Origin of the sequence: Agaricicola taiwanensis (assembly GCF_014635245.1) — a bacterium.
In the GTDB taxonomy this organism is placed as follows: Bacteria; Pseudomonadota; Alphaproteobacteria; order Rhizobiales; family Methylopilaceae; genus Agaricicola; species Agaricicola taiwanensis.
Map to the genome: position 1 here is coordinate 60,434 of NZ_BMCP01000005.1, position 18,011 is coordinate 78,444.

Genomic DNA, 18,011 nt, shown 5'->3' on the forward strand with positions numbered 1-18,011 from the left:
CCAAGGACCGGTCATAGCGATTATTGTTGCACGGGTGAAGCGCTTCAGTCGCCCTGGCCAGGGTTTGGCGAGAAATACTTCTCCAGCTTGCCCTCTTCGCCGTCCATCTCCTTGGCATCGGCGGGAGGGTCGCGCTTGACCGTGATGTTGGGCCAGCTCTTGGCGTAATCGGCATTGAGGGTCAGCCAGGATTCCAGCCCCGGCTCGGTGTCGGGCTTGATGGCCTCCGCCGGGCATTCCGGCTCGCAGACACCGCAGTCGATGCATTCGTCCGGATGGATGACGAGCATGTTCTCGCCTTCATAGAAACAGTCGACCGGACAGACCTCCACGCAATCCATGTACTTGCAGCGGATGCAATTGTCCGTAACAACATAGGTCATTTCGTCAATTCCCAAATTCAGGACGCATTATCTGGATATACCACTCTATCCAATTGTGCAATGCGCCGGAGGCATGGTCAGTCGGTCTCCTTCAGCCCGTCCGTCTCCCGCCGTTCCTTCTTGGTGGGGCGGCCGGATCCGGGATCGCGCGGGGCGGGCGGCGGTGTCCTCGGTGCCGGAGGAGGGCTTTGGTCCTCATATAGTACTCTCGCCTCGCTCGCGCCTCCGCGCCGTTGGGCGAATTGGCGCACCACATAGACGAGAAGCCGCTCGGACAGGGCGATGGTGAGAACATCCCCCGCCCGGACCCAATGGGCGGCGTCCAGGATGCGTTCCGTGTTCAGGCGCACATGGCCGCTCCGGACGAGGTTCTGGGCCAGCGTGCGGGTCTTCACCACGCGCGCGTGCCAGAGCCATTTGTCGATGCGCTGACGGCCGGCGCCCTCGGCCTCGGCTGACGGTCCGCTCAAGAGTTGCCGGAACCCTCGGTTTCCAGCCGGCTCTTCAACGCGGCAAGGGCGGCGAAGGGCGAATTGGGATCGGCCTGGCGTTCGCGGCGCGGCTCCCGGCGCGGCTCGTCCCTGCGCTGGTCGGCGTGGCGCTGCTGCCCGCCCTTGCCGGGAGAGCTCGTCTCCCAGCGCTTCTTGTCACGCGGCGGGCGGGCCCGCTGCTGGTTGCGGCCCTCCGCATCGGCGCGGCCTTCGCCGTGGCGGGCGCCGTCGCGACGGGCGCCGTCGCGCGGCTGCTGTTCGCGGCTCTGGCCCTCGCGGGGCTGGTTGCGATGCTGCGGCCGGCCATGGGGCCGCGCGGGGCGGTCGTGACGGCGGCCGGGATGCCAGATCTCGATCATGGCGGGCTCGGCCGTGACAGGCTCGGCAGGCTCGCTCGGGGCGGCTTCCACAGGGGCAGGCTGTTCGGCCGCAGGATCGGCCGGGGTAATCTCCGTCGGTACGGCTTCGGTCCCAGCCGGCTGGACGTCCTCAGCCGCGGGTGCCTCGGGCTCCTGTGGCTCGGGTTGGGCGGCAGCGGCTTCCGCGTCAGCGGCGGGTTCGGCTGCGGGCTCGGCGTCCGGCGTCGTGGCCTCCGCCGGACCGGCATCCAAGGAGCCTGTTTCGGCGCTGGCCGCAGGGGCGGTCTCCGCCACCGGTGCGGGCGCGGGCTTGCGCTCCACGCGGTACCCCAGCGAGCGCAGGATGGTGGCGAAATCCTCGCCGGCGCAGCCGACGAGTGAGGTCATGGTGACGGTCACGGTGAAGCCGTCGCCCTCGGCGGCGCCGGCCGGCGCCTCGCCCTGGGTGAGGCCGGGGCGGAAGGCGATGGCGGGGCGGATGAGATCGGCCAGCCGTTCCAGGATGTCGACGCGCACGGCGCGGGTGCCGCAGACGCGGAAGCCGAGCACGCGGTAAAGCTCTTTCGGTGCCTCCGCCGGCACGGGGAAGGAGGTGCGGCCCGAGGCGCTGAGGGCCATGGCCTCGCCCAGCTCCGGTGTGTCCTGCACGCCCTTGTGGAGAAGGTAGAGCTGCGCCGCCAGCGCGCGCGGCGCCGGCTTCAGCAGCGCCGGCAGATAGAGATGATAGGCGCCGAAGCGGACGCCCAGCGCACGCAGCGCGGCGCGCGCGGTCTGGTCGAGCGACTTCACGTCCTCGGCGATGCCTGCGCGCTCGATGACACCGAAGCCTTCCAGCAGCTGGAAGGCGATGCCACGGGCGATGCCCTCGAGACCTTCCGCGCTTTCCAGCGCCAGCAGGGGGCCGAGCAGGTTCTGCACATGGGCCTTCACGCGCAGGGCGAGGCGAGCCTCCACCTTTTCGCGGGCGGCAGCGGAGAGGGTGTCGTCGGCCAGCAGGCGGATGCGGGGGCTGAGTGGCTTGTCGCCGGCGGCGAGCTTGCCGACCGGATCGCCCAGCCAGCGGATCACGCCGTCGCTGGCGATGACGATATCGGGGTCCGGCGCGGCGGAGAGCTTTTCCGCGCGGCGCTCGAACTCGCCGGTGAGGCTTGCCTGCGCGGCCGCGCGCAGGGCTTTCGCCTGTTCAGGATCGGCATTCACATCGGGCGTGAACTGAAACCCCGCGAGCCGCCCCACGTGGTGGCTTTCCACGGTGACATCGCCGTCTGTGCTGATTTCGGCCTCGAGCATGGTTCTTTCCTTGAGACGCCGCATGAGAACGCTGGTGCGCCGGTCGATAAAGCGCTGGGTGAGCCGCTCGTGGAGGGCGTCCGACAGGCGGTCTTCAACCGCCCGCGTCTCGGCCTGCCAATGTTCGGGATCATCCAGCCAGTCCGGCCGGTTGGCTACGAAGGTCCAGGTACGGGTTTGCGCAATCCTTGCCGCGAGAGTGTCGATATCTCCGTCCGCGCGATCGCAGCGCGCGACCTGGGTCGAAAACCAATCGGCAGGTATCATACCTTTGGCCGCGATGAAACCATAGACCGCAGTGACGAGATCGGCATGTTGCGCGGGGGAGATCTTGCGGTAGTCGGGAATCTGGCAGGCCTCCCACAGCCGGCGCACCTCGCCGAAGCCCCGGGCGCGCCTGCGCACCTCCGGATCACGCGCCAGCGTTTCCAGCACCAGCACATCCTCCGCCGTGGGCGCGCGGGTGAGGCCCGCCTCCTGCGGCGGTATGGCGAGGCTTTCCAGAAGGCTGCCGATGCTGTCGAACTTGAGCTCGGCATTGCGCCATTGCAGCACGCGCACGGCATCGAAGGCATGGGCCTCCAGCCGTTCCGCCAGCTCCGGCTCGATGGCGGGGCAGCGCCCCGTGGTGCCGAAGGTGCCGTCCTTCATATAGCGGCCGGCACGTCCCGCCACCTGGCCCATTTCGGCCGGGTTCAAATGGCGGAACTGGAAGCCGTCGAACTTGCGATCACCGGCAAAGGCCACATGGTCGATGTCGAGGTTGAGGCCCATGCCGATGGCGTCGGTGGCGATGAGATAATCCACCTCGCCGGCCTGATAGAGCGCGACCTGCGCGTTGCGGGTGCGGGGCGACAGAGCGCCCAGCACCACGGCCGCGCCGCCGCGCTGGCGGCGGATCAATTCCGCGATGGCGTAAACTTCTTCGGCGGAGAAGGCGACGATGGCCGTGCGCGGCGGCAGGCGCGTCACTTTCTTGGCGCCGGTGAAGGTGAGCTGCGAGAGCCGAGGGCGGGTGACGATAGTCACGCCCGGCAGCAGCTTCTCGATCAGGGGGCGCATGGTCTCCGCGCCGAGGAGCAGCGTCTCCTCGCGGCCGCGCCGTCTCAGGATGCGGTCGGTGAAGACATGGCCGCGGTCGAGGTCGGAGGCGAGCTGCACCTCGTCGATGGCGACGAAGGCGACATCGAGATCCTGCGGCATGGCCTCGATGGTGCAGACCCAGTAGCGGGCGCCGCGCGGCTTGATCTTCTCCTCGCCGGTGACGAGGGCCACCGCCTCTTCGCCCGCCCGCTCCACCAGCCGGCCGTAGACCTCACGCGCGAGCAGGCGCAGCGGCAGGCCGATGATGCCGGAGGAATGACCCAGCATGCGCTCGATGGCGTAATGGGTCTTGCCGGTGTTGGTGGGGCCGAGGACGGCGGTGACCCCGCGTCCACGCTGCGCCGGCGGGATGGGGGCGGGATATGCCATCGGGGGCCTGTCGGGATTGCGCAACGGATGTCTCCGGTGGGCCGGGGCGGTTACGAGAACTTTTTGGGAACGTAACGGGACCGAATCGCTGACTCGGGCCGAGTCCTGCTTCGTTCACGGCGATATATAGTGTGTGTCCTCGCGGACTCACACCAGCGGATCAGCTCTTTGTCGGGATGATTCATCTCCTTGAGAGGACTCAGGTTTTCGGCCCTTCCACCTTGAAGCGGGAGGCCTCCACCACGATGGTGCCGAAGGGCGTGGGCACCGAGGTCTTGTAGGGCACCAGCATCTTGGTGCCGGCAACCGGCACCAGCCAGACCTCGATCAGCGGGTCCTTAGCGAAATAGGCAACGTAATCGGCGCTTTCGCGATGGCCGGCGATGGCCTTGTAGCGGGCGCGGCAGACCACGGCGGGGCCGCTGTAGGCATCGCTCTCGCCTTTCTCGACGCTGGCCATGCGCAGGTAGCTGAGCTGGATGTCGAAGCGTTCGGAGCCTTCGAAAACGGGCAATGTGCGCTGGCAGGCCGAGGCTCCAAGCTTGCCGTCCTTCTGCGGCATGGGCATGAAGGCCGCGCTCAGGGGGTCGAGGATGCCGCGCTGGTGTTCCGGCGAAAGCTCAATGCGGTCAGGCCTGGGCTTCGGCTCCGGCGTCACCTTGGCAAGCTTCACGTTGCCGGCCGCCATGCCCATCTGGATGGTCTGCCGGCGCCGGGAGGTGGCAACCGTGGTGGCGAAGGTCTCCGGCAGCACACGCGTACCGGAGACATTGCCCGACGCGGTGACGGCGACATCGGCGGACAGAACGCGGCCCGAAATCTTGGCGTCATAGGTGCTGTCGTTGGTCACATCCAGCGTCATGAAGGCCTTGCCGATGGGGGCAAAATTGAGCCAGCGGATGTCGTAGCGCGTGGTGAGGGTGGCGGTCTGCGCGGCGGCGGGCAGGCTCAGGGCGGCCAGCCCCACGCTCATGAGTGCGGCGGGGACGAGCCGGCGCAAACGCCTCAAGACAATGGCCCTGCCGCTGACCGACATGCTCTCTCCGACCAAATCGCCGATGTTGGGTATGATCGGCATGATCATTGGACAATACGTCAAATCTGTGATTCTTGCCCGGCCCCGCAACTGCGACATCTCACCCTCTCCGGCCCCATGCCATGAACGATCCCATTCTCGTTGAAGTCACCCGCGGCAGCCTTGTGGAAAGCCGCCACGCCGGCCGCGCGGTGGTGGTCGATGCCGATGGCGCCATTCTCTTTTCCGCGGGCAATGTGAATGCGCCGATTTTCCCCCGCTCGGCGGTGAAGGCGCTCCAGGCGCTGCCCCTGGTGGAGAGCGGCGCGGCCGATGCCCATGGCTTCACCGAAGAGATGCTCGCGCTCGCCTGCGCCAGCCACGGCGGTGAAGCGGGTCATGTGGAAACGGCGGCCGGAGCGCTTGCAAAGCTTGGCCTCGATGAAAGCGCACTGGAATGCGGCGCCCATTGGCCGAGCTTCAAGCCGGCCGGGGCGGCGCTGGCGCGGGAGGGCCGCAAGCCGAGCTGCCTGCACAACAACTGCTCGGGCAAGCATTCAGGGTTCCTGTGCCTTGCCTGCCATATGGAGGAGCCGACGCAAGGCTATATCCAGCCGGGCCACGCGGTACAGCGCGAGGTGAAGGCCGCGCTGGAAGGCGCGACCGGCGCCGTGCTGCCGGACGGGATGCGCGGCATCGACGGTTGCGGCATCCCCACCTTCGCCGCGCCGCTGGTGGCCTGGGCGCGCGGCTTTGCCCGCTTCGGCACCGGGCATGGCTTCGCGCCGGACCGGGCGAAGGCGGCGGCGCGGCTGCGGGCGGCGGTGGCGGCGCACCCCTGGCATGTGGCCGGCACCGGCCGCTTTTGCACCGAGGTGATGCAGCTTTTAGGCTCCCGCGCCTTCATCAAGACCGGCGCGGAAGGCGTTTTCCTGGTCGCGCTACCCGAACAGGGGCTCGGCATCGCCGTGAAGGCCGATGACGGCGGCACCCGCGCCTCGGAAGTCGCGACAGCGGCCCTGATCGCGCGCTTCCTGCCCATGGACGATCCGACACGCGCGGGCTTTGAGCGTTTTGTGCGACCGGAGCTGAAGAACTGGACCGGAACGCTGGTGGGCGGCGTGCGCCCGGCCGGTGCGCTCGCCTGAGCGCGTCGGCTGCGCCGCAATCACCTTGCGGCTTCTCCCAGCAGGGCCCTGCGGAATATGATCTTGCGGTCGATCGCATCCAGGTTGCGCGCATGGCGTTGCGATTGGCCGTCGTGCACCTTCAGCGACACGAAATTCGGCCCTTTTTGCCGCAGGATCCTCTCACCCTCGCTCAGGTGCTCCGCGGCCGTCGCTTCCATCACATTCGTGAAGCAGCATGAACGCGCGACACCCGCCAGGTCGATGCCCTCGGCGGTATGGGTCTTCTGATTGCCCGTTTCGCCGTAATGGGCGTTGTCGACGCACAGGATCGAGAGGTTGGACGGCCGCACGGCGCCGATCGTCGCCAGCGAGCCCAGCCCCATCAGAAGCTCGCCATCGCCGGTGACAACCAGAACCTGACGGCGCGGCTGCGTGAGGGCAAGGCCGAGCCCCATCATGGCGGCGCCGCCCATGGCGCCGGCGAGAATATAGGTGTGGGGCGCCTCGCGGGTGAGATGGGCGATGTCCTGCGCCGCGCCCGCCAGCCCCACGATGATCAGGAAATCCTCGTGCCGGCCGACGATGGCCGGGACGGCCTGTCTGCGGTCCAGCAACGTGTTCTGCTTCTCGGCTTGTTGGTTCATTGATCCATCCCTCCCGTCAAAAAGGCTTCGCACCGATCAGCTTCTGTGAAAGCAGCAGGGCGACGGGGATCCCGGCCTTGAACGCCATGGTGAGCGCGGCATCGACGGCCTGAGGCAGTTCCTGCGGGGTCTCCGCCCGGATGCAGGTGACGCCCATGGCCTCAAGGCATGGAACGCTGCCCTGTCCCATCGGGATCTGCCACGGATTTCCCTCGCCATATTCCCCGCGCATGGTGACGATGGCGAGGAAGGGAAATCTGCCGATCCCGATGAGAGACAGCATATTGATGCAGTTTCCGACGCCGCTCGACTGGATGAGCAGGACCGATTTTCCGCCGCCGAGATGCGCGCCGGCCGCCAGCGCCACGCCTTCCTCCTCGGTGGAGAGGGTGACGGCGGTGACATCGGGGTCCATCACGGCGCGTTCGATCGCCAGCTTGTGTCCGCCGTCGGGAACGAAGCTGAAGATGGAAACGCCTGCACCGCGCAGGCGGTCGTACATCACATTCTGCCAGGCAATGTCGCTCATGAGGGTCAGAGCTCCTGTTCTGCAGGCCGCCGCCGGAGCGGGATTTTCCGGCGGGGCCGCTGAGACCAAAAGTGTCGCGCTTCCGCGCGGGCCTATTGGGCGATGCCGCGCTCAGCGGCCAGCTTGGTCCACATGTCGAGCTCGGTATGGACCGCGGTCTTGAACTCCTCGGGGGTCATAGGGGCGAACTCGCTGCCGAATTTTTCCAGGAACTCCGCCGAGCCCGGCGCCGACATCACCTGGTTCACCGCTTTGTTCAGCGCTTCCACACTGGCGGCCGGGGTGCCCGCCGGGACATAGACGCCCCATTTCTGGTCTTCTTCCATGCCGGTTATGCCGCCCTCGGTCGCGGTGGCGACATCCGGCAGGGTCGTGCTGCGCCGGCCGCTGACCACGGCGATCGGCTTCAACTGGTTGCCCTTGATGCCGCCAATCACGGTGGTGACGGTTCCGATGTAGATATCGGTGCGCCCTCCGACGATGTCGACAAAGGCTTCCGCACCGCCCTTGTAATGAACCGGAGTGAGCTTCAATCCCGCCGCGGTATTGAACAGCTCGCCATGGAAATGCGGCATGCTTCCAACGCCATTGGTGCCATAGAACATCTCCCTGGATTTCGCTTCCGCAATCAGTTCCGGGAGAGTGCTCGCCTTGACGTGCGCGCCCACGACGATGACGCTCTGGCCGTGCGCGAACAGCGCGACGGGCACAAGATCGGTCTTTGCGTCGAAGGGCAGATTTTTCTGGGACGCCGAGTTGGTGAGGAAGCTGCCCGAGGTGAACAGGATGGTATGGCCGTCGGGGGCTGATTTGGCGACATGTGCCGAGCCGATCGCTGTGCCCGCGCCGGGCTTGTTCTCGACGATCACCGGCTGCTTCCAGATCTTTTCCAGGCCATCGGCGAGATATCGCGCGAAGATGTCGTTTGATGCACCCGGAGCGAAGGGCACGACGATCGTGACCTGCTTTGATGGATATGTCTCAGCGTGAGCTGCAAAGGAAACTGCGATGAAGGCGATGGCGCCAAGCGCCCGTCGAACAATATTCATGCTGATCCTCCCGTTATTATTATGTATTTCGATGGTGCCTGCCGTTTTTTATTGATCTCTGCGGCTGAAATCGTAGTCGGAGGGGAGTGCTTGTCAACGTTTAACATCCCGCTGCCCTCGTATCGCGCGCCATCAGCAAGAAGGGCTGGCATGACGGACGGGGCAGCATCTTGTTCTGCAAACAGACGGGGCATACCTCAGGACGGATGCCGCAACAGGACAGTTCATGAGCCGCTATTACAAAGGCCCCGCCAGCGACCATTTCGACGGAAAGCGCTTCTTCAACCCGGACCATCCCTCCACTGACCGCTCCATCCTGCAACTGCTGCGCTGGCGTTTCGGACCTCGGCCGGCGCGATGGCCGAGTGATGTTCCCGTGCAGCCGGTGAAGCCGGATCGCACCGTCGCGGGATGCCGGGCGACCATGGTGGGGCATGCCACCGTCCTTCTCCAGGTGGGCGGGCTCAACATCCTGACCGATCCCCTCTGGTCGGAGCGGGCGAGCCCCTTCAGCTTCATGGGCCCCAGGCGTGTGGCCGCGCCGGGCATTGCCTTCGACGACCTGCCGCCCATCGATCTCGTGCTCATCTCGCACAATCATTACGACCATCTGGACGGGGGCACGCTCGCCCGCCTTCACGCACGCGACCGGCCGCGCATCGTGACCCCGCTCGGCAATGACATCATCCTGCGCCGGTTCATTCCCGATGCCGAGATCACGGCGGGCGATTGGGGCGACAGCGTCGCGGTGAAGGGTGGCGGCACGGTGCATCTCGTGCCTGCGCGTCACTGGTCGGCCCGCGGGCCGGGGGATCGGCGCGAGGCGCTGTGGTGCGGCTTCGTGCTGAAAGTTGTAGATGCAACAATCTATTTTGCGGGCGACACCGGCTATGGCGACGGCGCCATCTTCCGCGAGATCCGCCGTCTGCATGGTGCGCCCGATCTCGCGCTCATCCCCATCGGCGCCTATGAGCCGCGCTGGTTCATGGCCGACCAGCACTGCGATCCGGAGGAGGCGGTGAAGATCCTCATCGACCTTGACGCCAGGCGCGCCATGGGCCTGCACTGGGGCGTGATCCAGCTCACCGGCGAGCCGCGCGACGAGCCCGCCGACCATCTGCGCCGGGTGCTGGCGGAGAGCGGGATCGATCCAGCGCGGATGATCGCGGCGGCGCCGGGAGATGTGGTGGAGGTTTGAGCCCCGAGGGCGAGCTTGGCCGATCCTGCCGGGCAATTTGTTCCCGTCGGCCGCTCTGGCCTCTGAGCGTGAGCGCTTGATCCCTCACACTCCAGCATACCGGCGTGGCGCAATCGTTGCATGTCAAGGGCAGCAAGGAGAGCGTCATGACGTCCAGTTTCGCGATTCCGTCTTTCACGAGCCAGGGGTTCCAGGTCTCGACCGGGCGTGTGGCGGGGCCGCTGGAAAAGCCTTCCGCCAAGGAGGAGTTTCTGGATTACGCGCGTATGACGCCGGCCGAGCGCATGCGCGATGCGATCCTGAAAGAGCTCGGCCTCACCGAGGAGGACCTGGAGGGCATGGAGCCGGAGGCGCGGAAAGCCATGAAGAGGTGATCGCCGAGAGGTTGAAGGAGAAGGTCGAAAAAGCCTCGGAGAAGCGGACCGGCATGATGATCGACAAGCTCGCCTGAAGCAGGGCTATCGCGCCAACCGAGGGTCGGCCCGACGCGAAGGCGCAAAAGGAAAACCCCGCCGGGCGCACCAGCGGGGTTCGCAAGTAATAGCCAGTAAAATCAGGCGTCTTCGCGGGTAACGGTGTTTGCCTGCGCGATCTGGCCCAGCAGTTCGATGTTCGCCGGATCAAGCGGCTTCTCGAAGAAGTCCGGCGGCAGCGTGATGCCCGCTGCGGTGAGTTCGGCGCGCAGCTGATCCTCGGTGATGGTCTCCCAGTTCTCGAGGCCGAACAGGCTTGCGATCGTGCGCGTCGTGACGGGCTGGTCGAAGATATCCGTCGGGAACTCATATTCGGCCAGCACCAGCATGGCGGCCTTCTGTTCGGGGGTCGGGTTGGAAAGATCACCCGTAGCACCCTCTCCGAACAGCAGCTGGAGGGCGTTGACGATCTCAGTCGCCTCATCCTTGCTATAGGCCAGACCTTTAAGGTCCGGATCGGGGATGCCGTCGATTTCCTCCGTTTGTCCCGGTCCCTGCGTTCCCCCGGTATTCAGGCCAAGTACCTTGGCGGTTTCGGCCCAGGCCGCTTGTTCTGCCGGAGTCAACCCGTCATAGACGTCCTGATAAGCGGCCTTGAGATCGGGAGGTAGTACTTCCACGGCTGCACCCCTTTAAAAAATCATTCCATACAGGTTCGATTGTCGCCGACTAGATAAAATTATTCCTAATAAATTGCAATGGCCTCCTTTATGGAGGTGATGTGAATATTTGTTCTATCTGAAACTATTATTATCCCTTTTGTATTCTCTGAAACTATTCAATTCTGCGAGCAGTGTTCTGCCGACATGGAGGCGCGATTGATGCTATCCTAGATGGGCGAGCCTTTGCCGGTCCACCAAAGCTTCGGTTCTGTCTCAGTGGGCTGATCTTTTTGTCGTTTTCCCGCGCCTGGGCTTCACCTTCGCCGGCGCCCGATTTGCCGCCTCCAGCCCCAGCCGCGCCCAGCTGAGGAACTCCTCCGGGTCGTCGTGCGCCGTTTCGGGCGGGGCGTAATAGGGCAGGGCGACTTTCCGCTGCGCGCCGGATGGGCTTGTCATCACATAGGCAAAGGGCTCGCAGCCCGCTTCGACAAAACGCGCCCGGTTCTCATCGTCCGCCTTCACGTAGAAGCGGTCCTCGCTCGTCACGAGCGCGAACATGCGGCCGCCGGAGAAAAAACCGACACCACCGAACATGCGGCGGGGCGAGACCGCGCCCAGAGGGCTGAGCTGATCGAGGATGAGATCGATGAAGCCGGATGACGCAGGCATGCCGCTGTCCTTGGAGAAGGCCGCGCTCGGGTCTCCCAGGGGAGATCCTGCGTCACTAGCACGAGGCCGCCCGGCTCGCCATTGCGCGCTCCTCGGCTTTTCGCTTTCGCAGGGTCGAAAAGGCTTCCCTGGCGAAATGTTATAATATAACAACATCGCGACACATGATCGGGAAGGACGAAATTGATGGCGCCGAAATCGCTCATCGCCGTGCTGGCCGCTGCTGGCCTCATGCTGGCGCCGCTGCCGCTGGCGGCGGCGGAAAAGCTCAAGGTCATCGCCAGCTTCTCCATCATCGGGGATATGGCGCGGCGCGTGGGCGGCGAGCGGATCGACCTGCGTGTGTTGGTGGGGCCGAACGGCGACGCGCATGTCTATGAGCCCCGGCCCTCCGATGCCATGGCCATGGCGGCGGCCGATGTGGTGCTGGTCAACGGGCTCAAGCTGGAGGGTTTCCTCGGCCGATTGATCAAGGCCAGCGGCGCGGAGGCGCCGGTGATTGAGCTGACGAGGAACGCCTCGATCATCAGGGATCCTGAGGGCGGCCATTACCACCATTATGAGGGCAGGTCCGTCTTCCATGAGGCGCCCTTCGATCCCCATGCCTGGCAGTCGCTCGCCAATGCACAGGTCTATGTGGCGAACATCGCGGACGCCTTCTGCGAGGCCGATGCCGCCGGCTGCGAGACCTATAAGAGCAACGCCGCAGCCTATCGTGAGGAGCTTGCGGCGCTCGACGGCGATATCCGCCAAGCCATGGCCGCCATCCCCGAAGAGCGGCGCCTCGCGGTCGTGGCGCACAATGCCTTCCGCTATTTTGAACGCGATTATGGCGTGAGGTTCCTCGCGCCCACCGGCGTCTCCACGGATTCGGAGGCCTCGGCCGCCGATGTCGCCGGTGTCCTGCGCGACATGCGTGAGAAGCGCGCGGTGGCGGTCTTCACCGAGAATATCGCCGACAGCCGACTGGTCGCGCGGATCGCCGCCGACGCCGGCCTCACACTCGCCGGCACGCTCTACTCCGATGCCCTCTCCGGGCCGGACGGACCGGCCCCCTCCTACATCGACATGATGCGGCACAACCTCCGCACCATCACCAGGGCGCTGGCCCCTGATTAGGCGCCTGCAGACCCTTCAAATCTCTCGCCAAACCCAAGATGGAGAAGCAGAAATGAAGAAACTCATGCTGTCGGCGTCAGCCGCGGCCCTCGCGATGGGCATCGCAGGAACCGGCGCTTTCGCCCATGATGATGAGGTGACCGCCTGGCGGCTGTTCGTGTCCGACCATGCCGCGCCCACCGTGCGCGTCATCGATGCCGTCGAAGGACGTGAACTCGATAATTTCTCCATCAAGGGGCCGGCCTCGCTCTATCGCAGCGAAAGCGGCGAAACCGTCTTCGCGGTGCAGGGCTCGGCCGGCGCGATCTCGGCCATCTCGTCGGGCATCGCCTTCCATGACCACGGTGACCATGGTGACATCGAGGTGGAGGACGCCAAGTTGCTCGATGTGGAGCTGACCGGCACCAAGCCCGCGCATTTCGTGGAACGGCAGGGCAAGGTCGCCCAGTGGTTCGACGGCGAGGACAAGGCCCGCTTCTTCTCCGAGCACGATGTGCTGAAGGGCAAACCCGAGCCTGTCACCGTCAGCGTTGTTGCGCCTCACCATGGGGTCGCGGTTCCCTACGACAATCATGTCGTGGTCACGATCCCCAATCCGGAGGATGCCTCCAAGCGCCCCATCGGCGCGCGGGTGATGGGTCACGACGGCAAACAGGTGGGTGATGACGTTGCCTGCCCGGGGCTGCATGGCTCGGCGGGTTCCGGCAGCCTTTATGCGCTGGCCTGCAGCACCGGGCTCCTCCTTATCAGCCAGACCGGCGATGTGCCCGAGATCAGGCATCTGGCCTATTCGCCCTCACTGCCGGAGGGCAGTTCCTCGGCGCTGATCGGCGGCAAGGGGCTGCAGTATTTCATCGGCAACTACGGCGCCGACCGGATCGTCCTGATCGATCCCTCGCAAGAAGAAAGCTTCCGCCTGGTGCAGCTTCCCACGCGCCGCGTCCATTTCGTGGTCGATCCCGTGCGGGCGAACTTCGCCTATGTCGTGACCGAGGACGGCCAACTCCATCAGGTCGATGTGGTGAAGGGCGAGATTTCCAAATCGCTGAAGCTGACGCAGCCCTATTCCATGGACGGGCACTGGAGCGACCCGCGCCCGCGCGTTGCCGTGGCCGGCGACAAGATCGTGGTGACGGACCCGCTCAACAGCAAGCTCCACCTCGTCAATGCCGAGAGCTTCGAGAAATCAGGCGAGGTCGCGGTCGAGGGCAAGCCCTTCAACCTGGTTGCCGTGGGCGGCAGCGGCAAGGTGCACGACGACAACTGATGATCCGGCAGGTCCGGCAACGGCCGGACCTGCCATCACGGCTGCGGCCGCCCGCTCATGCGGTGAAGGCGGTCTGCACCAGCGCCGGGCGGTTCTCATGCGCCTTCATGAAGGCCGTCAGACCCGGATAGACACTCGGTTCCAGCGGCATGACCTGCCGGAAGATGATGTAGTCGAGCGCGATCCAGAGACAGCAGCGGGGAAGGGTCCAGGGCGCCGGATCCCGCACGGCGGCCTCGGCGGCCGCCAGGGCGCGTGCCAGCGAGGCCTGGCGGCGCTGCTGGAAGGCGCTGGTGGTTTCACTGAAGAACCTCTTGTGGATCGTCAGCGCGAAGGCCAGGTCCATGATGCCGTAGGCAAGGCCGAGTTCTGACAGCATCCGCGCGCTGCCGTCGGCAAAGGCGCCATCCTGCGGCGCGATGCTCGTGAGACGCCGGGCGATCAGCAGAGACTCCGTAATGGCAACGCCGTCGTCATCGACCAGCGCGGGTACCCGGCTGAGCGGGTTGACGGCAACGAGATCGGCCTGATCGGACCAGGGATCGGCCCACACCAGCTCAAGCCTGTTCTCAAGCCCAAGCTCCAGGGCGGTTGCCCTGACGAAACGGGCGAAGGGGGACGTGTCATTGAGGAAGAGCTTCATGTTTGCACCTCACGTGGGATGAGACGTTGCGCCAGAAAGGCAAGCGTTGCGCCGACAAGCAGAACCGTGACCGAGAGGATCAGGGCGGGGAGGTAGCCCTCGGCGGAGATCGCCGCGATGATCATGCCGCTCGTCATCTGGCCGAGGGCGAAGATCGCCGTCGCCGCCGCCCAGAGCTTCAGATAGCGATCGGGCGGCGCCGACAGCGACAGGGCTCCCGATGTCAGGATCACGATACCGGGGGTGAGCGCGCCGACGATGAAGAGAGAAAGGCTGGCCGCCGGCAGACTGGTGGTCACGAGCACCAGGGACACGCCGGCCGCCTTCACCAGAAAGGCGCTCCAAAGCGCCGTGAAATCCGACATGACGCGGCGCATCAGCAGGACAATGAGCGGCCCCGCGCAGGCGCCGATGCCGAAGAAGGCCCAGCTCACGCCAATCTCCACCTCGCTGTATCCGACGTTCCGGCGCAGCATGTCGGGCAGATAGACGGTATGCATGACGAAGCCGAGCGCCTCGCAGCCATAGGCGAGGAGGACGAGGATGACGGTGGGGCTCGGACGGGACGGGCGCGCGCTCGTCGTCGGCGCCGGCCCGATGCCTTTCATGGGAAAGCCACTGCTGGCCCAAAGCACCGCAAGAGCCGCCGTTGAGAGGGCGAGCAGGACGAAGATGCTGGCTTCAACGCCGTATTCGATGAGATACGGCAGGAACAGCGCGGCGAAGAGGGCGCCGAGACCGAGGCCGGTGAAGAGAATCGGCTGAAACCGCCTCTTGCCCAGCACGGCAAGCTGCCGTCCCGACGCGGCGGTTCCCACGACCATGAGCACGCCGCCGCCGACACCCGCCAGGAACCGGGCGAGCCAAAACCAGCTCAGCCCCAGCGGCGCGAAGAACATGGCGTAGGACAGCACCACAAGGATGCCGGAGGCGAGGCAGAGCACCCGCTCCGGCATCAGCCTCACGGCCGGTGCCGCGGCGAGGGCGCCGACGAGATAGCCGATGAGATTTGCCGCCCCGATGGCCTGGGCGGCGCTGACCTCGACCCAGCGCGCGGCGATCAGCTCCGGGATGAGCGGGCTGAAGGCGAAGCGGCCGAGCCCGAGGCCAAGAAAGGTCGCGGCGATGGCAAAGGCGAGAACGGAGCGCAGCATGATGCATCCAGATGAGGTGGCGGCATTGTGCCTCGTCGGCGGCAGCATTAGAAATGCATTGTTTAGCGCTAACGCATCTCTTTTAGTGATACATGAACATCAAGTCGCTTCGGGCCTTCATCGCCATCCTCGACCAGGGGAGCTTCCAGACCGCCGCCGGTGTGCTGAACACCGTGCAGTCGAACGTGACGGCGCATGTCCGCAAGCTTGAGGAGGAGCTCGGCTGTAAGCTGATCGAGCGGCAGGGCGCCATTCGCACCACAGCCGATGGCGCTGAGCTGGAGCCGGTGGCGCGCGACATCCTGCGTCTTCACGACCATGCCGCCATGCGCCTGCGCAGCCGCGGCCGGATCGCCGGAACCCTGCGCATCGGGTCCATGGAAACCACGGCGGCACGGCGGCTGCCGCCGATCCTGCTGAGCTTCGGGCGGCGCTATCCTGACGTCCGCCTTTCCCTCATCGCCGGCAGCACCGGCGTTCTGGAGGAGAAGCTGATCCGGCGCGAGATCGATTGCGCCTTCATGGCAAAGTCCATGGACGGTGTGTTCGATGCGCGGGTGGTGTTCGATGAAAAGCTGCTTCTTGCCCGACCGGAACCTTGCGCCGATCCTTTCGAACCTGAAAACCTCAAGGCCTATCCGCTGCTCGCCTTCCGTGAGGGGTGCAGCTACCGCGAAAGGGCGGAACGGCTGTTCCGGCACCGGGGCGTGTCGCCTGTCATTCACGATTTCGGGTCGCTCGATGCCATCGTCGGCTGCCTCCGCGCCGGGATGGGGCAAGCCGTCCTGCCGGAAAGCTATTTCACCGGCGCGGCGATGGACGGGCACCCGTTCCACGCCTATCCCCTGCCGCGGAACTTCGGTCACTGCCCGACCTATCTGGTGAGCAGCCGCGATGCCGCCTCGGCTCTTGTCGCGGAATTTGCCAAGGTTTTCGTAGACAGAGCCGAGGGAACATAGGCCTCGCGCCGGGGCCGCTCACCGCGTGTTGAAGCGCACGGGCGCGGTGATGGTTCTCTGCGCACCCGGCGGTGGGGCCGGCACCGGAGAGGCGCGGCGCACCAGCGACAGCACCTCGCTGTCCAGCTCGGGAAAGCCGGAGGAGCGGGCGAGGGAGACGGAGAGCACATTGCCGGTCTCGTCGAGGGAAAAGCGCACATAGACGATGCCGGTTTCCCCACGCGATTTCGCGCCCGGTGGGTAGCGCTTGCGCCGCTCCAGATGCGCCATCAGGCGTGACTGCCATCGGGCGGGCGATGCGGAGGAGACGCCGGAGGCATTCTGCCGGGCGGCGTTGCGGGCGCTTTCCGTCACCTGCGCCTGCGCTTCCACCCGCTGCGGCGTGGGGGCCTGGCTCTGCTGGCGCTGTTTCACCGGCGGCTTCGGCCTGTCCGGGCGCTTGGCCACCTCCTTCGGCGGCTCCGGCGGCCGGGGCCTTGCCAGGGGAAGAGGCACGGCGGTCTGGGGCTCGGCCTCCACCACATCTTCCATGTCCGTCTCGGCAGGTTCCGCCACCGGTTCCGGCTCCACGGGCTCCGGTTCGGGCTCGGCCATCTCCTGCGGCGGCACCTCCTCCGGGGCCTGCTGCTCCTCGGCGGGCGTCACGAGCTCGGAGGTTTCCTGATCCGGCGAAATCTCGTTCATCTCGGTCCGGACGGCTTCCGGCAGTTCCGCCAGGTCGATCATGATGGCCGCCGGCGGCGCGGCATCGGCTGCAATGACCGGCGGCTCGCTGAGAAGCCAGGCGGCCGCGCCGAGATGAGCGGCCAGCGCGACGATGCCGGCACCCGTCCAGAGCGCCGTGTCGGCCGCGAGCCCGCGCCCGGCGTGGATTCGCCCGGCGGCGGCGCTCATCCGAAGATCTGCCTCACTTGCGCTTGGACATGGGCAAAGGCCTCTTTCGCGCCGGTGATGACGCGCGGCTCGTCGGCCTCGGGCAATTCCACCTGATTGAGCGCAGCGGTGAAGGTGCGCCAGTGCAGGCCCCGCCCTTCCGGCGCGCCGGCAAGGTGGCGGGCGCCGAAAGTCTCGGTGAGGCCGAGCTTGGCGGCTTCTTTGGCAAGAAAGGCCGCACCAAGGTTCGAGCCCTCGGCGACATAGAGCCAGCCGAGCGCGGCGGCGAGATCCAGCGTGGCCGCGCCGGAGGGCGCAGGATCCGGCACGGGGAGACAAAGGTCGGCCATATCAAGCGCGATCAGGTCGAGCCGGCGGCGGCTCTCCAGATCCGGCAGCAGGGCGATGAGATCGGCGCGGAGGAACAGCGGATCGATCTCGTGGTGGAAGCGATATTGCACCTCAAGGAAGCGCCCGTAGCGCTCGCGGCTTTCGAAGGGCTTTTGAGCGACGATGGAACTGTCCAAGGCCTCATGGGTGGCATGGGTCGCCGTCCTCAGCCGCAGCGCGCGGCTCATCCCTGTTGCCTCCGGCTGTCGTTCCAGTGTCTCCACGGTCATTCCTGCTGTCCTGTCCTGCGGCGCGCTCAAGCATAGCGGCTTCATGAGTGAAACGAACGGGCGCCCGCTTT

The 18,011-nt window shown here is 65.9% G+C and carries 19 protein-coding genes; 6 read left to right on the forward strand and 13 right to left on the reverse strand.

Annotated elements, in window-relative coordinates; all coding sequences use genetic code 11:
- Positions 1-44: 44 nt before the first annotated feature.
- From fdxA to IEV58_RS15640, 4 genes are all read right to left on the reverse strand, one after another.
- Positions 45-383 carry a ferredoxin FdxA gene (gene fdxA / locus IEV58_RS15625; RefSeq protein ID WP_188410752.1) on the reverse strand — a complete coding sequence of 113 codons (339 nt, stop codon included), beginning with the start codon at positions 381-383 and terminating at the stop codon, positions 45-47.
- 77 nt (positions 384-460) lie between these two features.
- Positions 461-853, reverse strand: a complete 393-nt coding sequence (locus tag IEV58_RS15630) for an RNA-binding S4 domain-containing protein (RefSeq protein WP_188410753.1) — start codon at positions 851-853, stop codon at positions 461-463.
- Positions 850-3,996 carry a helicase-related protein gene (locus IEV58_RS15635; protein ID WP_188410754.1) on the reverse strand — a complete coding sequence of 1,049 codons (3,147 nt, stop codon included), beginning with the start codon at positions 3,994-3,996 and terminating at the stop codon, positions 850-852. The genes IEV58_RS15630 and IEV58_RS15635 overlap by 4 nt, the downstream gene beginning before the upstream one ends.
- A 199-nt stretch (positions 3,997-4,195) precedes the next feature.
- On the reverse strand, positions 4,196-5,080 hold the full coding sequence (locus IEV58_RS15640) for a DUF3108 domain-containing protein (RefSeq protein ID WP_188410755.1): 885 nt from the start codon (positions 5,078-5,080) through the stop codon (positions 4,196-4,198).
- Positions 5,081-5,154: 74 nt separating this feature from the next.
- On the opposite strand from IEV58_RS15640, the gene IEV58_RS15645 reads away from it, so the two are divergent.
- The gene (locus IEV58_RS15645; protein ID WP_188410756.1) at positions 5,155-6,159 is read left to right on the forward strand and encodes an asparaginase; all 1,005 of its coding nucleotides are present in this window, start codon (positions 5,155-5,157) and stop codon (positions 6,157-6,159) included.
- Between the two features lie 20 nt (positions 6,160-6,179).
- Here IEV58_RS15645 and IEV58_RS15650 read toward each other — a convergent pair whose 3' ends face one another.
- From IEV58_RS15650 to IEV58_RS15660, 3 genes are all read right to left on the reverse strand, one after another.
- Positions 6,180-6,785: a thiamine pyrophosphate-dependent enzyme gene (locus IEV58_RS15650; RefSeq protein ID WP_188410757.1), complete on the reverse strand. Its 606-nt coding sequence runs from the start codon at positions 6,783-6,785 to the stop codon at positions 6,180-6,182.
- A 16-nt stretch (positions 6,786-6,801) separates the two neighbouring features.
- Positions 6,802-7,314 carry a thiamine pyrophosphate-binding protein gene (locus IEV58_RS15655; protein ID WP_188410758.1) on the reverse strand — a complete coding sequence of 171 codons (513 nt, stop codon included), beginning with the start codon at positions 7,312-7,314 and terminating at the stop codon, positions 6,802-6,804.
- Positions 7,315-7,406: 92 nt separating this feature from the next.
- Complete coding sequence (locus IEV58_RS15660; protein WP_188410759.1) at positions 7,407-8,363, reverse strand: Bug family tripartite tricarboxylate transporter substrate binding protein; 957 nt, start codon at positions 8,361-8,363, stop codon at positions 7,407-7,409.
- Positions 8,364-8,589: 226 nt separating this feature from the next.
- Between IEV58_RS15660 and IEV58_RS15665 the strand changes: the two genes are divergently transcribed.
- Complete coding sequence (locus IEV58_RS15665) at positions 8,590-9,561, forward strand: MBL fold metallo-hydrolase (RefSeq protein ID WP_188410760.1); 972 nt, start codon at positions 8,590-8,592, stop codon at positions 9,559-9,561.
- 146 nt (positions 9,562-9,707) lie between these two features.
- Entirely contained in the window at positions 9,708-9,935 is a 228-nt protein-coding gene (locus IEV58_RS15670; RefSeq protein ID WP_188410761.1) for a hypothetical protein, read from the forward strand.
- 179 nt (positions 9,936-10,114) lie between these two features.
- On the opposite strand, the gene IEV58_RS15675 is transcribed toward IEV58_RS15670, so the two are convergent.
- Positions 10,115-10,654, reverse strand: a complete 540-nt coding sequence (locus IEV58_RS15675) for a hypothetical protein (protein WP_188410762.1) — start codon at positions 10,652-10,654, stop codon at positions 10,115-10,117.
- A gap of 255 nt (positions 10,655-10,909) precedes the next feature.
- Complete coding sequence (locus IEV58_RS15680; protein ID WP_188410763.1) at positions 10,910-11,305, reverse strand: TfoX/Sxy family protein; 396 nt, start codon at positions 11,303-11,305, stop codon at positions 10,910-10,912.
- A 186-nt stretch (positions 11,306-11,491) separates the two neighbouring features.
- Here IEV58_RS15680 and aztC point away from each other — a divergent pair, with 186 nt between their 5' ends.
- The gene (gene aztC / locus IEV58_RS15685) at positions 11,492-12,424 is read left to right on the forward strand and encodes a zinc ABC transporter substrate-binding protein AztC (protein ID WP_188410764.1); all 933 of its coding nucleotides are present in this window, start codon (positions 11,492-11,494) and stop codon (positions 12,422-12,424) included.
- Positions 12,425-12,476: 52 nt separating this feature from the next.
- The gene (gene aztD, locus IEV58_RS15690) at positions 12,477-13,691 is read left to right on the forward strand and encodes a zinc metallochaperone AztD (RefSeq protein WP_188410765.1); all 1,215 of its coding nucleotides are present in this window, start codon (positions 12,477-12,479) and stop codon (positions 13,689-13,691) included.
- 55 nt (positions 13,692-13,746) lie between these two features.
- Here aztD and IEV58_RS15695 read toward each other — a convergent pair whose 3' ends face one another.
- Together IEV58_RS15695 and IEV58_RS15700 are read right to left on the reverse strand one after the other, a co-directional pair.
- A complete protein-coding gene (locus IEV58_RS15695) occupies positions 13,747-14,334 on the reverse strand; it encodes a glutathione S-transferase family protein (protein ID WP_188410766.1) in 588 nt (195 codons plus the stop codon).
- Complete coding sequence (locus tag IEV58_RS15700) at positions 14,331-15,488, reverse strand: YbfB/YjiJ family MFS transporter (RefSeq protein ID WP_188410767.1); 1,158 nt, start codon at positions 15,486-15,488, stop codon at positions 14,331-14,333. The genes IEV58_RS15695 and IEV58_RS15700 overlap by 4 nt, the downstream gene beginning before the upstream one ends.
- 92 nt (positions 15,489-15,580) lie before the next feature.
- Here IEV58_RS15700 and IEV58_RS15705 point away from each other — a divergent pair, with 92 nt between their 5' ends.
- Positions 15,581-16,447, forward strand: a complete 867-nt coding sequence (locus tag IEV58_RS15705; RefSeq protein ID WP_188410768.1) for a LysR substrate-binding domain-containing protein — start codon at positions 15,581-15,583, stop codon at positions 16,445-16,447.
- Positions 16,448-16,465: 18 nt separating this feature from the next.
- Here the strand turns inward: IEV58_RS15705 and IEV58_RS15710 are convergent, their stop codons facing one another.
- Together IEV58_RS15710 and IEV58_RS15715 are read right to left on the reverse strand one after the other, a co-directional pair.
- Positions 16,466-17,341, reverse strand: a complete 876-nt coding sequence (locus IEV58_RS15710) for an energy transducer TonB family protein (protein ID WP_188410769.1) — start codon at positions 17,339-17,341, stop codon at positions 16,466-16,468.
- Positions 17,338-17,940, reverse strand: a complete 603-nt coding sequence (locus tag IEV58_RS15715) for a biliverdin-producing heme oxygenase (protein WP_188410770.1) — start codon at positions 17,938-17,940, stop codon at positions 17,338-17,340. Before IEV58_RS15715 ends, IEV58_RS15710 begins: the two co-directional genes overlap by 4 nt.
- Positions 17,941-18,011: the final 71 nt, after the last annotated feature.

Bases quoted from the DNA above. Each gene is read 5' to 3' on its own strand.
- IEV58_RS15670 (WP_188410761.1), top strand. From the start codon at position 9,708: ATGACGTCCAGTTTCGCGATTCCGTCTTTCACGAGCCAGGGGTTCCAG.
- IEV58_RS15655 (WP_188410758.1), bottom strand. From the start codon at position 7,314: ATGAGCGACATTGCCTGGCAGAATGTGATGTACGACCGCCTGCGCGGT.
- IEV58_RS15650 (WP_188410757.1), bottom strand. From the start codon at position 6,785: ATGAACCAACAAGCCGAGAAGCAGAACACGTTGCTGGACCGCAGACAG.
- aztC (WP_188410764.1), top strand. From the start codon at position 11,492: ATGGCGCCGAAATCGCTCATCGCCGTGCTGGCCGCTGCTGGCCTCATG.
- IEV58_RS15695 (WP_188410766.1), bottom strand. From the start codon at position 14,334: ATGAAGCTCTTCCTCAATGACACGTCCCCCTTCGCCCGTTTCGTCAGG.
- IEV58_RS15645 (WP_188410756.1), top strand. From the start codon at position 5,155: ATGAACGATCCCATTCTCGTTGAAGTCACCCGCGGCAGCCTTGTGGAA.
- IEV58_RS15640 (WP_188410755.1), bottom strand. From the start codon at position 5,080: ATGATCATGCCGATCATACCCAACATCGGCGATTTGGTCGGAGAGAGC.
- IEV58_RS15715 (WP_188410770.1), bottom strand. From the start codon at position 17,940: ATGACCGTGGAGACACTGGAACGACAGCCGGAGGCAACAGGGATGAGC.
- IEV58_RS15660 (WP_188410759.1), bottom strand. From the start codon at position 8,363: ATGAATATTGTTCGACGGGCGCTTGGCGCCATCGCCTTCATCGCAGTT.
- IEV58_RS15705 (WP_188410768.1), top strand. From the start codon at position 15,581: ATGAACATCAAGTCGCTTCGGGCCTTCATCGCCATCCTCGACCAGGGG.
- aztD (WP_188410765.1), top strand. From the start codon at position 12,477: ATGAAGAAACTCATGCTGTCGGCGTCAGCCGCGGCCCTCGCGATGGGC.
- IEV58_RS15680 (WP_188410763.1), bottom strand. From the start codon at position 11,305: ATGCCTGCGTCATCCGGCTTCATCGATCTCATCCTCGATCAGCTCAGC.
- fdxA (WP_188410752.1), bottom strand. From the start codon at position 383: ATGACCTATGTTGTTACGGACAATTGCATCCGCTGCAAGTACATGGAT.
- IEV58_RS15665 (WP_188410760.1), top strand. From the start codon at position 8,590: ATGAGCCGCTATTACAAAGGCCCCGCCAGCGACCATTTCGACGGAAAG.
- IEV58_RS15700 (WP_188410767.1), bottom strand. From the start codon at position 15,488: ATGCTGCGCTCCGTTCTCGCCTTTGCCATCGCCGCGACCTTTCTTGGC.
- IEV58_RS15635 (WP_188410754.1), bottom strand. From the start codon at position 3,996: ATGGCATATCCCGCCCCCATCCCGCCGGCGCAGCGTGGACGCGGGGTC.
- IEV58_RS15710 (WP_188410769.1), bottom strand. From the start codon at position 17,341: ATGAGCGCCGCCGCCGGGCGAATCCACGCCGGGCGCGGGCTCGCGGCC.